General features: G+C 35.7%; 9 protein-coding genes. 4 read left to right on the plus strand and 5 right to left on the minus strand.

Features of this window, described 5'->3' with window-relative positions:
• Positions 1–25: 25 nt before the first annotated feature.
• Positions 26–940 (minus strand): LysR family transcriptional regulator, encoded by a 915-nt coding sequence (locus H592_RS0119585; RefSeq protein ID WP_028870262.1) that lies wholly within the window; start codon positions 938–940, stop codon positions 26–28.
• A gap of 295 nt (positions 941–1,235) precedes the next feature.
• Between H592_RS0119585 and H592_RS0119590 the strand changes: the two genes are divergently transcribed.
• Entirely contained in the window at positions 1,236–1,685 is a 450-nt protein-coding gene (locus H592_RS0119590; protein WP_028870263.1) for a DoxX family protein, read from the plus strand.
• A gap of 395 nt (positions 1,686–2,080) precedes the next feature.
• Positions 2,081–2,890: a DODA-type extradiol aromatic ring-opening family dioxygenase gene (locus H592_RS0119595; protein ID WP_028870264.1), complete on the plus strand. Its 810-nt coding sequence runs from the start codon at positions 2,081–2,083 to the stop codon at positions 2,888–2,890.
• A 364-nt stretch (positions 2,891–3,254) separates the two neighbouring features.
• On the opposite strand, the gene H592_RS23440 is transcribed toward H592_RS0119595, so the two are convergent.
• From H592_RS23440 to ylqF, 4 genes are all read right to left on the minus strand, one after another.
• Positions 3,255–6,878: a sensor domain-containing protein gene (locus H592_RS23440; protein ID WP_051369278.1), complete on the minus strand. Its 3,624-nt coding sequence runs from the start codon at positions 6,876–6,878 to the stop codon at positions 3,255–3,257.
• Positions 6,875–7,039: a hypothetical protein gene (locus H592_RS24105; protein WP_156916163.1), complete on the minus strand. Its 165-nt coding sequence runs from the start codon at positions 7,037–7,039 to the stop codon at positions 6,875–6,877. Before H592_RS24105 ends, H592_RS23440 begins: the two co-directional genes overlap by 4 nt.
• Before the next feature lie 624 nt (positions 7,040–7,663).
• Positions 7,664–10,069 carry a diguanylate cyclase gene (locus H592_RS22910; protein WP_051369279.1) on the minus strand — a complete coding sequence of 802 codons (2,406 nt, stop codon included), beginning with the start codon at positions 10,067–10,069 and terminating at the stop codon, positions 7,664–7,666.
• A 351-nt stretch (positions 10,070–10,420) separates the two neighbouring features.
• Positions 10,421–11,362, minus strand: a complete 942-nt coding sequence (gene ylqF, locus H592_RS0119615; protein WP_028870265.1) for a ribosome biogenesis GTPase YlqF — start codon at positions 11,360–11,362, stop codon at positions 10,421–10,423.
• Positions 11,363–11,780: 418 nt separating this feature from the next.
• Here ylqF and H592_RS0119620 point away from each other — a divergent pair, with 418 nt between their 5' ends.
• Together H592_RS0119620 and cyoA are read left to right on the plus strand one after the other, a co-directional pair.
• The gene (locus tag H592_RS0119620) at positions 11,781–12,206 is read left to right on the plus strand and encodes a hypothetical protein (protein WP_028870266.1); all 426 of its coding nucleotides are present in this window, start codon (positions 11,781–11,783) and stop codon (positions 12,204–12,206) included.
• 313 nt (positions 12,207–12,519) lie between these two features.
• Positions 12,520–13,470, plus strand: a complete 951-nt coding sequence (gene cyoA / locus H592_RS0119625; RefSeq protein WP_028870267.1) for a ubiquinol oxidase subunit II — start codon at positions 12,520–12,522, stop codon at positions 13,468–13,470.

Below are 13,470 nucleotides of genomic sequence, written 5' to 3' on the forward strand. Positions count from 1 at the left end.
AGTACGATAGCAATGTTCTTCAGGCTTATTTACCTATTGTTTGGTCCCAATAAGGTGGTGAGCCATAATAACCTTCCATAAAATCAATGAAGCATCTGACTTTATTAGGTAATAATTTTCTGTGAGCGTAGACTGCATATAAACCAATCGATTCGGGTTCAAATTCCGGTAATATTTGAATGAGCTCTCCACTGTTCAAGGCTTTACTGGCGATGAAGGTTGGTTGCAATACGATACCTGCACCGGCAATGGCAGCTTCAACTAATACGTCTCCATTGTTACTGCGCAATTCACTACTCTGGCCGCTATTTTGCGCTTTTAACCATTTAAAAACTTCATTGTTAGCATCTACTTCCATGTAACTATAATGCAGGTAGCGGTGAGTTTTAAGGTCTTCAGGTTGAGTGGGAGTGCCATATTTTTTTAGGTATTCAGGTGATGCACATAAAATCACCCGGATCGGGGCAATATGTTTAGCAATCAATGATGAGCTTTTAAGCTGTCCGATGCGAATTGCAATATCAAAACCTTCATCAACAATATCCACTTTACGATCGTTGAGTTGTAAATCGATATTAACTAAAGGGTATAGTAACTGAAATTCTGCCACTAATTTTGCCATGTGCTTTAATGCAAATGAAACAGGGGCACTGATCCGTAAGGTTCCCTTTGGGCTTTGTTGTAATCCACCTAATTGTGAGTCCATTTCATCAATACTTAACAGTATTTGTTGTGCATGTTGATAGTAATGCGTGCCCGCTTCAGTCAAACTTACTTTACGTGTTGTACGATGCAATAAGCGCACATCAAGCTGCTCTTCTAACTTCGATACATATTTACTCACCAGTTGTGGCGATAATTGCATGGCAGACGCGGCATTACTAAAACTACCTTCAGCGACTACTGCAACAAATGCGCGCATTGCATCAATTCTATCCATCACACCCTCTGTTCATTATTGCCTTACTTGATTGTGATTGTTTTAGGCTGGTTTATTCGATTGATATTGCTAGGGCACACTTTGTTAAATGATTTTGTAACGATTTTATTATTCGAACGCTTCAAAACTATTACGAAGATAGCCATTACAAGAGAGCCTATTGCGTATTATCAACGTTTTGTTGTTAATTATTCAATATTACGCATATTACTCTTTTATTTCATTGATAGTAAAGTGGTCTCATCCCAACAAGAAGGGGCAATTTATTAATAACTATTTTATAAAGGAATAATCCATGAAATCATCATTGTTAAACAAAGCACTGTCATCTAAAGCGGGTGTTGCTGCATTAATACTACGTGCGCCAATTGGCCTTATTTTAGCTGCTCACGGTGCGCAAAAATTGTTTGCGTGGTTTGGGGGATATGGATTAGAGGGGACTGGACAATGGATGGCAAGCATAGGAATGACTCCAGGTTACCTAATGGCATTACTTGCTGGGAGTGCAGAATTCTTTGGAGGCTTAGCCATACTATTAGGTTTGTTAACACGTCCTGCGGCAGTCGTTGCCGCTTTTACTATGGTTGTAGCTATATTCTCCGTACACATTAATAATGGTTTATTTATGGCCAATAATGGATACGAATATGCGTTAACACTTTTGGTTGTCCTGGTTGCTATCGCCGTACAAGGTGGCGGTAGTTACAGTTTGGATAACTTACTAAGTAAAAAGTTGAATAAATAACTTAATTATTCCTTCTTTCTTACTTTATTCATTCATTGTCGCGACTCAGTGCGCGACAACGATCTATTAGTCAATTTTTTGGTCTGCGTTTTGCTTTTATTATCCTGCCTAAGCACTTGAATATTTTGGGGCTGAACAAGTTATTACCTGTGTTGATCTCAGTGGCTAGTGCTCATTGAACATTCTATAGCATTAATTCTGCTAAATAACGGGTCAATCTTGTTGGTTAAAATGCATCACGTCTGCGTTAGACATTTGGCAAATGGAACATCATTTGACGTAATTCCTGCCTTAAATTGACTCATTTTTTCTGCCCAACATTTGCTCGTATACAACATTTGCTCGTATACATAGTGGAGTTGCTATCAAACTTAATTTATTGTTTTGGAGTTAACATGAAAAACGTTAATATTGCTTTTATTTCTCATGGTGGTGGTCCTATGCCACTGTTTGGTGACCCTGCGCACGCAAAAATGGTGACTTATTTAAAATCGTTATCCAAAAAAATGCGTAAACCAAGTGCTATTTTATTGGTTAGTGCACATTGGGAAGCAGAGCAGGTGACGATCACTGCGCAGGCAAACCCTGAATTGATCTACGATTATTACGGCTTTCCTGCATCTGCATATGAAGTAAAATACCCAAGCCCGGGAGAGCCTGAGCTCGCAAAACAAGTACAACAGATATTCAAGCAATCAGGCATACCAGCTAAACTCGAATATAAAAGAGGTTATGACCATGGTGTATATGTTCCATTAACGCTAATGTATCCCGCTGCTGATATTCCTGTCGTTCAGCTTTCATTGGTGAATAGTCTAAATCCTGCACAGCATATAGCGATTGGGAAAGCATTGCAGTCACTTGATTATTATAATTTACTAGTGATTGGATCAGGCTTTTCATTTCATAATATGAAAGCATTCTTTGCGCCTAATACGGCTGATAGCCAATTAAAAAATCAACAGTTTGAAGATTGGCTAGATATAACCTTGAACGACAAAAATATTCGTGAAGAGGAGCGCAGGGAGAGAATGATAAACTGGGTTCAGGCGCCACACGCTCGCTATTGTCATCCACGTGAAGAACATTTATTACCGTTACATGTTTGTTATGGTCTAGCAAGTAGGGCAAGTGATGAGAGTCAACATTTAACTATTCTTAATAAACAATCAAGTGCCTTTATGTGGTATAGCCAAGTAGAATAATGAAGTGGAAGATTAAAATTTTAGGCTTTGATTTCTTTATATTATTGCTTAATAGCTTACTGGTGTTTTTTAGCATCATATCAAGGAAATTAGGTCAAATTACAAAAGTATAATGGTCTATTAAAATGAGTTGTTATGACCTCGGATAGCCTATCAATATGTTTCATTACATAACTTCAAATTGATTTTATTCCGTATTTGTATAACCGGTTGTCACTTTACGTAAGTGACTATTGATTTAGGTGATATTACTGGCGATATAAGTCTTTTTATTGAAAACCTATGAATAAAAGTTAATGATGATATTAAGGTAGAATATAGGTAAAAATTAATTTTAAAGTAAGGGCTAACGAACCAATAGCTTCTATAAGCCGATCGTATTGTTCATTTCAATAAAGGCCAAATCAAGTCCAGCTAAATCAGCTCGTGCGCTCTCTAGCTCCCCGGCTTGATATTTAAGCTGCAACGAATAAGCTACTTTATGGATTTTATCATGAGCATTTTCCAGCTGTTGCATTTCTTCTTCTGTAAATAACTGCTCTTGTTTCCTTAGGCAAACCCAGTTACCACAATGACATAGTTGATTGTCAAGTATTGGCCAAACTATTTTGTTATTAGGGGGTAATAAAATCTGTTTCCTTAGTTTATTTTTCCACTGTGTAGTAATTAACTTAAATATTTTCAGATTTTTTTGTTTATTATTGTGCTCTTTTTTACTACAAGTGATCCAGTCTTGATTAGGAATATAGTCGCTTAACCATTTTGATAGGGCTGCTGCTGACATCGGTTTCGCTATTCCATAACCTTGAGCTTGTTCGCACCCCATCAGCAATAGCAGCAATCCATGCTCATTAGTTTCAACGCCTTCAGCAATAACATTACGATTAAATGATTTTGTTAATGAAACCACACCATCAATAATTGAGTAATCACTTGGGTCATCTAGCATGTCTCTGACGAAGCTTTGATCAATCTTAATCGTTTCCGCAGGTAAACTTCTTAAATGAGTTAATGATGAGTAGCCTGTACCAAAATCATCCAAAGCAAAACTGACACCTAACTGCGTTTGACATTCTTTGATAATATGAGTAATCGTTTTGAGATCACCTAAAGTAGAACTTTCCAAAATTTCTAATTGTAAACATTTAGGTTTAATTGCAGGGTGTTCAGCTAAGCACTGTTCAAGCACAACAAAAAAAGAGGAAGATAGCAGGTGATATGAAGCAATATTAATACTAACTTCAAGTTCAATACCTTGCTGCTGCCAGTTTTCAAGTTGTTGCATGGCCTCATTGATAACCCATTCTCCAACTTTAATTTCTAATGGTGTTCCGTCGATAAATGGTAAGAAGTCTAGTGGTGGTATCATTCCTCTTTCTGGGTGAAGCCAGCGGATTAAGGCTTCGGCTCCAAACACCTCACCTGTCGCCATATTAACCTTAGGTTGATAGTACAATTGAAATTCATTATTGATTAAAGCGCGATTAATTTCTTCTAGCTGCAGGTTCTGTTGAATTATACGTTGGTCAGAATCTGGGCTATATAATTGAGAACGATTTTTACCCGCTAATTTAGATTGGTACATTGCATGGTCAGCGTGACGTAATAGAGTATCTATATCAGCATTATCCGATGGATAAAGTGTCACACCACTAGATACAGTAAGCTTGTGCTCAATATCATCAATAATATAAGGTAGGGCTAATACTTTATGAATACGTTTGATGGTTGCTTCATATTGTGAAGGCGATTTAATATCATTTAGTAGGATGGCAAATTCATCACCACCTTGGCGGGAAACCGTGTCTTCTTCTCTGATACACCCAATAATACGTTCAGAGACTTCAATTAATAAACGGTCACCTGCTTCGTGGCCATAAGTATCATTCACAGGTTTGAAATTATCTAAATCTAGAAAGCACACCGCTAGTTGATGACCTGTACGAATACTATGGGCTATAGATTGATGAAAACGATCTATAAATAAAGCTCTATTCGGTAATTTAGTCAGTACATCATAGTGAGCCATCAGGTTAAGTTTTTCTTGTTGTTGCTTAATGCTGGTGATATCGGAAAATACACCTATATAGTGAGTGACTTGATTTTGTTGATTGATTAGTGATGAGATATTGAGCAGTTCAGCGTAGAGTTCTCCTTTTTTTGTTCTGTTCCAAATTTCTCCTTGCCAATGCCCGTGGGCTTTAATGGAGCGCCACATCTCCTCATAAAACTGAGGGCTTTGCTGACCTGAACCTAAGAAGCTTGGTCTTTTACCCATAACTTCCTGTTTGCTATAGCCTGTTATTCTAACGAAGGCTGGATTAACATCAACAATAAGTTGCTGAGCATCTGTGATCACAATACCTTCATGAGTGTCACTAAATACTTTAGAAGATAGTTCTAGCCTTTCTTCAGCTACTTTACGTTGGCTAATATCCTGAGCAACTACAATAATCGTTTTAGGTAGGCTACCGACTTTATGGGTAGGAGAAATGGTTAGCTCAACCCAAACAATATGCCCGTCTTTATGAATATAACGCTTATCCATCGTTGTTGATCGTGCTTTACCTTTTAATACTTTATTTCGTTTATTTAAATTGCTTTTTAAATCATCAGGATGTGTGATTTTTTCAAACATATTAGGATCTGACATTTCTTCTTTACTGTAACCAACCATATTGCAAAACTGTTGATTAATACGAATAACTTTTTTGATGTCAAAACTGACTAATGCAACGCCAACCGAGGCTTGTTCAAAAATAGTACGAAATAGTTGTTCACTAACTTCTAAAGATTCCCTAGATTCATATTGATCAGTAATATTACGAACAACACACACAAGTTGGTCGTTCAAATTAATTTTATTAAGTCGAGCTTCTAAGTGAACTACTTGCTTATTAGTGGCCAGTTGATAATTAAAAGTAACAACGTTATCTGTCTGTGTTGTCTGATCTATTCTTGATTGGAATAGTGCTGCTGTATCTTTTGGTAAAATATCTTGTATGCGTTTACCAATAAACTGTTCAGGTGCTTTAAAAAGTTCGCCTTTATTTTGTGTACGATAATCGAGAATTTTTCCATCGGACTGCATACGAAAGTAAGTATCTGGTAGTGCGTTAAATATACTTTGTAGCTCTGCACTATGGTGTAAATTAGCGTTCTCTGCTATTTTTAAATCTGTTATATCCTGTACTATCCCGACCATTAATTTTGACTGACCGGGTGCATCAATTACATGCCCACCTGAAGCTAAAATCCAACGAATCTCACCGTCTTTTCGAATAATTCGGCACTCAATTTTCCAATTTACTTTATTTTCAATAGCTTGTTTAAGCTTGTTGGTTACTTCTATCTGTTCTTCTGGGATGATGTGTTGAAGAAACGTATCTGAGGTCCAATGCGGTACCAATGAGTCGTAACCAAATATTTGGTCGTGTATCAGGGAGCGTTGGGAACTGTGGTTAGCTAGATTAAGAGACCAATTACCTATCTTGCTTTGTTCTAGAACAAGCTCTAAATCAGTATCATCTTTTTTTGTTTTTTCTTCTACCTTTCTATATTTTTGTCTATATTTTTGTCTATATTTTGTCGTATCAATAGCTTGGATCATGTAACCCGAAAGTTCGCTATTAGGGGCATAAATAGCAGTTGTCGATACATCCGTATAATAAATAGAACCATCTGCAATTTGGTAACAATCTTCCGTTATTACCGCTTTTTGTTGACTAGCAGCTTTAGCCAACCGTTTTATCCAAAGACTTTCCCATTCAGGTAAATTAGACCATGCTGGCGACTTCCAAAATAGCTTGCCAATATAATTTTCTTTATTCAATCCCTGTGATGTTAACGCTAGGTCGTTAACGTCTAAAATATTTCCTTCTGGTGAAAGTATCGCCATTAAATAAAATGGTTGATTGAAAGCTATTTTAAATAATAACTCCGTATCATTAATAAGTAGGTCAGATGACTTTGAATTGTTTAATTTCATAGTGCCACATCATACAAAGTTGGTAGACAAAACAGGCTTGCTAAAGTTGGTTTTTTTAAAGAAAGTTGAATGTTTGCTAATTTTTTGTATTGATAGAAAAATAACGAATTTTTTGGATAAATTGCAGTGCTTAGCAGTGAATCATGATCAAGATTTGTCATTTTCTTTGTCCTTACTATTTTAGCGGAGTAGTTAATATAAACTTACTATTGATAGAGCACTTCGAAGACAATTTAAATGGTCTGATAGAGAGGAGATAGACCTAATATTAGATGAAAATGGTACATAAATTTTACATTTAAATTAATATAACTCATAAATGTATATCAATATAAATTATTGATCACACGTTAAAAAAATCATTCAATAAACTTAGATAATAACTATTTTGAATCGATTCCAACTCTGAAAGTGATACTACGGCTATTAGCATTAAACAATATATTTAGCGCTATTGTGTGAGGTCACCTACTACAACCTTTTTACTTCTGATGGTGAGATATTTAAATTTAGCAGGGGTATATTCAAAACTAAATTAAGATAGTTATGATTTGAGTTTAATATTTAAATAGAAGCGCCTTAAATTCAGGCTATAAAAAGAGTATTAATGAATACAGAGTCCTTTTAAAGTTTAACTTAATGGATAATATTGCCCCCACTGTCGCTTTACTAAGTTCTTAACCGAACAATGCAAACCACATATATTGTTGGCTTCATGTTTGATTGCTTGTTCGCATTTCAATTATGACTGATAGATGTCGGTAAATAGACTCTGTATTTTTATTTTATTTTTTCGTGATTGTTTGTACTTGATTTCTACCTTTATCTTTGGCGGTATATAATGCTGAATCAGCTCTGCCGATGAATTGTTCTAAAGAATCGCCTGTTTCATATTGCCCAACACCGACGCTGATTGTGATATTAATTAAATTATTTTCTTTGTCTAATTGATAAGGGTGCAACTCTATATATTGACGTAGTTTTTCTGCAACGATTAAACTTTGTTGCAAATCCTCTTTAGGCAGAAGCAAAATAAACTCTTCTCCGCCATAGCGCACTAGTAAGTCATCAGTTCTTAAGGTTTTTCGAATATTGTTCACAAAATGAATTAACACTTTATCTCCAACAATATGCCCATGAGCATCATTTACTTTTTTAAAATAATCGATATCAATTATTAATAGAGAGAGAGGTTGATTAAGCGTATCGGCTTGTTTAAAAAAGCAGATCGACTTTTCAATTAAATAATGTCGATTAAAAACACCGGTTAGATTGTCTCTGTAAGCAACGTCTTGTAATAGACGTTTTGAATGTTCGATTTGCTCAGTACGCTGCTTTATTTTTAGCTCTAAGCTTTCATTTAGTTCCAGTAAGGCTTTGGTTTTTTCTGCAACTCTTTCATTCAACTTATTATTTAAATCTTTCAACAAACTCTGTCTGTATATAAAGGCCGCAATAATGGCTAATACGATAAACAATAACCACCATAATAATTGATAGTTAAATTTATCAATATATTGAATGGATGCATTTTTTTCGGTAATGGTCTTGATTGATTTTTCTGACAAGTTGTCGATCAGTTTGTTAAATATACTTAATAAAAGAGGGTGGTCATTTCTTACCCCAAGGCCAAGCTCTGTTTTTTGGTCAAATTTACCACTGACTTTTAGTTGCCCTAAAAAATCGTCTTGTAAAAAATAGCCAACAGAATCTAAGGCATCAATGAAACCATAGAGTTCGCCTTTAGCTACTTTGTCAAGACCATCTTTTATTGACTTAACATCTACCACGATAATATTGGGGTAGGTATTTTTAATCATATCTTGTTCTGCGTAGCCTTGAACCATGCCAATTTTTTTATTTATTAAGAGATTGAAATTATTAACAAACGGAAGGTCTGGTTTAGTCACCAATACACGAGTAAAAGTTAAGTAAGTTGAAGTAAAGTTAAGAAACTCTTTTCGTTCTTCAGTAACACGTGCAAGTGATAAAAGGTCACACTTCCTTTGTTTGGCAAAAAATAGCGATTCAGTCCATGATTCAGTTCTCACGGTTTCTAATGGAATAGGTAGGCGCTTTCTGAAGATATCAAGAAACTCAGTATGCAACCCAATATGCTCACCTGTACTATCAAAACCATCATAGGGTAACCAGTTAGGATCAATACATATTGTTATCTTTTGCTTATTCTTTAAATAACTTTTCTCCTGCGATGTTAAGAACAAAAAAGGGTTTGTTTCATCGTAAATGAATTGACTGAAATCAATTGATCCTTTATCAACCCCTAGTACCTTATATAAATCAAAGCTCTTTTTAAGTTTATTTTCGTCAATAACACCCAGTATTGGCGTATTGAGGTAGGCTAATTTTTTAAGTGCTTTTGCTTCAAATAAAAGGGCTGATTTACTTATGTTTTGTTCATTATATTTTTCAAATATTATGTCAACGGTTTCAACTATATTATCAAATGCATATTGCCAACCTTTTAAAGATGCGGATCTAAAGGCTTCGGCTTGTAGTTTATTATTTGCCATAAATTTTTCACTGGTATACAAAAAATCGCTATACAAATCAAAACCATAATCTTTGGGTGAGAAAGTATTAAAGGGCACTCCCAGTACTTCTAAATCATGTGGGGTTTTGGATACATAACCAGAGATTAAGTCTGTTTTATTATTGATGAGGTCTTTGATATCATGCGTATGAGGTAAATAAGTTAAGTCTGACTGTTGCACATGGTGTGAACTCAACATGGACTTCAATGATACTTGCTGAGCATCTGCCTGAGTGGTCATGAACCGTTTACCCAGGAAATCTTTGAACGTATTAATATGAGATGTTCTAGTGCTAAAAATAGCCAAGGGGCTGGATTGAAAAATGGCATACAAAGCGATTATTTTTTTATGTTGGGCTTGTTCTAAAATGAGATTTTCTTTACCAACTGCAAAATCAACTTTGCCATCGGTGACTAATTGCGCAATGTCATTTTGTATCTCAATGCGAAAAGGTTTTATGGTCAGTGCCAAACCCACTTCATTATAAAAGCCTTTTTCTTGGGCCATGTAGTAACCAGCAAATTGAAATTGCTCAAACCAAGAAGCTTGCAAAGTTATTTGCTTGAGTTCATTTGCATGCAATGTATTAACAAACAATGCAAAAAAACAAATACATGCTCTGATACTGATGGGCACTCAGAATTCCTTTTTCGACGATGCAAATTTATATATCAGATATTAAATAAGACTAGTGCTTAAAAATTAATCATAACAGATATTTATGAGCGCATATAAACATTTTTTTGACAAAGGAGTTATATAAATAAATTCAAATTCTATACTATGAGTTATCGATCACTATTTTTGTTAAAAAGGAAGGGAGTGAATGAGTGTTGTAACTATCTCATCACATTAGCATTATTTACAGTGTCTACAAAAAATGTACAAAGCCAATGTGATGTTTATCTAAAACTTATCTTATGCCTATATTTTCCTGCCCTATGCCTAAGCATAAGGGGCAATTAGCATAGCAAGCGGTTATTGAGGTTATCTGTTTTTCTTGTATCTCTTTCTTCTTGCTTCTTTGACTTCAATTTTCTTTTTCAATTTTTCTGCCATGATCACTTCCACTTCTAGCTTCTCAACCGCCACCATTTCAGGTATTTCTAAACTTAATAAGCCTAATGCGCCAGAACGTAGCTCATTTAACAAAATTGTTGATACTTTGTAGATATCAAAATGCCCACCTGCGCGCAATGCACCACGACGTTTAGCAATCAGTTCCATTAATTCATGGTCCGATCGCGGTGTTTCATCAAACTCATAACGCTGCTGTAAACGAGGCAAATAATGTTTTATTAAATATTCCGCTGCGTAATATGCAATATCTTCATATTCGATAGCGGTATCTTTAATCGCTCCCGTTACCGCTAAACGATAACCAGAATTTGCATTCTCAATTTTAGGCCATAAAAATCCCGGTGTATCGGACAACATAATGCCACTCGGTAAACGGATACGTTGCTGATTTTTAGTCACCGCAGGTTCATTACCCGTTTTGGCAATAATGCGATCAGCTAAAATATTAATGATGGTGGATTTACCTACATTTGGAATACCCATGATCATGGCACGAATTTGTTTATCTTGCCCTAAGCGATTAGGTAACATTTGCTCACAGAGTTTAGTGATTTGATGAACTTGCTCTGGTTTGCTAGTAGTGATGGCAATTGCTTTTATATCTTGATCTTGTTCTAAATACTCAATCCATCGGGCGGTAATTTCTGGGTCAGCAAGGTCCGCTTTGTTTAATACTTTAATACAAGGCGTTTTCTTTCTGATAGCTGCTATTAGTGGGTTCTCACTACTGTAAGGGATACGTGCATCAACAACTTCAATAATAATATCAACTTGCGGAAGTACTTCTTGAATTTGTTTGTGTGCTTTGTGCATGTGTCCTGGAAACCACTGGATATTCGCTTTACTCATTTGATTTTACTGCCTTTGAAATTTTTATATCATGACTGATATTTAAGCTTAACATGACTTGAAACCTTGCTTGAAAATTAAATTTGTTAATCGGGAGGAAGGTTTTTAAGTACCATGTTGATATTTTGTTATTTTAACTGATGATCGAATAGATAGACATGTAATTAATGGTTAATAATAAGGATGGTGCAAAAAAATATCTGAAGCTGGTGGCAACAAATTTTTATAGCTCTATTGAGCATTCGAATTAATTCATTTATTACTTAAGGTCTTTTCTACTTGTCGCGCTCAATGACTTTGTTATACTGCCGAAAATTCTCTTACTTTTTGCTTGTTTGTTGATGTATGTCATGCAAATATATCTTCAAATGAAGTAGGAGGTTTAATTGATTTTTACGAATCATTAAGGTAATAACTTTTGAGTGTAAAGCTTTCTCTTCAACATTGTTTACAAATTAAATCGCAATCTACAGTTAGTGGATCAGATTTGAGTGCGCGCACAATGGGAGTGGAGGGTAAGTTACTGCCTATTTTATCGCTACTATGCATTTATACATTCATGTTGTTGAATGGGTTAATTGAAGATATCAGCGAATTAAATCATCTATTAAGTGAAGGGGCTTTTTCTGAGTCTATGTCGGTTAATAGTAGTAGCTTTTTCGATGACCCACTAATGTCGAGTCAATTATTAATTGGTTTATGCTGGTTATTGTTTTTATACTTTCCTGCACGCCGAACGGCGATGGTGTTACGTAAAACAGCGTTGGCTTTTTGCGAAACTCTAAAATCTTTTATTTCCTTCAGTATTCACGGCTGCCGTGCCCCCCCTTTTGTAAATGGTTAATCGCTGCATGTAGCTTAGCTGTTTTAGTTTTATTGATCTTTGCTTTTTTGTAGCCGCCTGTGCTTGCGATTCACCTCCCTTATTCAATTTACTGTTATTTTTTGGCACTCATTTTTGTTTTGAGTAAAAAAATACCAGAGAATTTCTAATCCGTTTTTTTATGTACCGCCTTTACATTTGCTGTGGTGCATCAAATAACATCTTTTAAATTTTAGGTTATATCTGTTTACTTAATTACATGTGTTTAGTTGATTTATGACAGTAAGTCAGCGTTTTCATTAGTTACGTGAATTGGTATGAGTAGGATAGTCCATTGTTAATTCGCAACCTTTGTAAGATAGCTTTAGTGAGTGCAGTACTCGCATTGTCTGGCTGTTCAGGTGGGATACTCGACCCAAAAGGGCAGATTGGTATTGATGAGAAAAATTTAATCATCATTGCTACTGTGCTTATGTTACTTGTCGTGATCCCCGTTATTGTAATGACTTTATATTTCGCATGGAAATATAGAGACACACAGACCCATGAAATTTATGCGCCAAAATGGGCACACTCAAATAAAATAGAAGCTTTTGTTTGGGCTGTTCCGATTCTTATCGTGATTATTTTAGGCGTTATTACTTGGCAGTCGACGCATCGTTTAGATCCTTATAAACCGATTGAAGATAAGGGGAAACATCTGACTGTTGAAGTTGTTTCCTTAAACTGGAAATGGTTATTTATTTACCCGCAACAAGGTATTGCGACTGTCAATGAGTTGGTGTTTCCAGCTAACGTACCGGTTGAATATAAAATCACCTCAGAAAGCACCATGAATTCGTTCTTTATTCCACAGTTAGGTAGTCAAATTTACTCAATGGCCGGTATGCAAACTAAGTTGCATTTGATTGCTAATGAACCAGGTACCTTCAAAGGTATTTCTGCTAACTACAGTGGCGCTGGTTTCTCTGGTATGAAATTTAATGCGATTGCAACGCCTACACAAGCTGACTTTGATCAATGGGTGAGTGATGTTAAAGCACAGGGGGGGTCATTAACGAAAGCAAATTATGATCAATTAGCTCTAGCCAGTGAGAACAATCCTGTGACTTATTACGGCCGTGTTGACAAAGGCTTGTTCCATACCATCATCATGAAATACATGGCGGGTATGAACGGCATGAGCAAAATGGATAAAAATAAAGAGATGGGAAATATTGACCAATTGCATCATGAAATGGCTGAACATTCAGCAAGATTATCTAACAGCCAAGGCGAGGAGTAA

It is taken from the genome of Psychromonas arctica DSM 14288 (assembly GCF_000482725.1).
GTDB classification, from domain to species: domain Bacteria; phylum Pseudomonadota; class Gammaproteobacteria; order Enterobacterales; family Psychromonadaceae; genus Psychromonas; species Psychromonas arctica.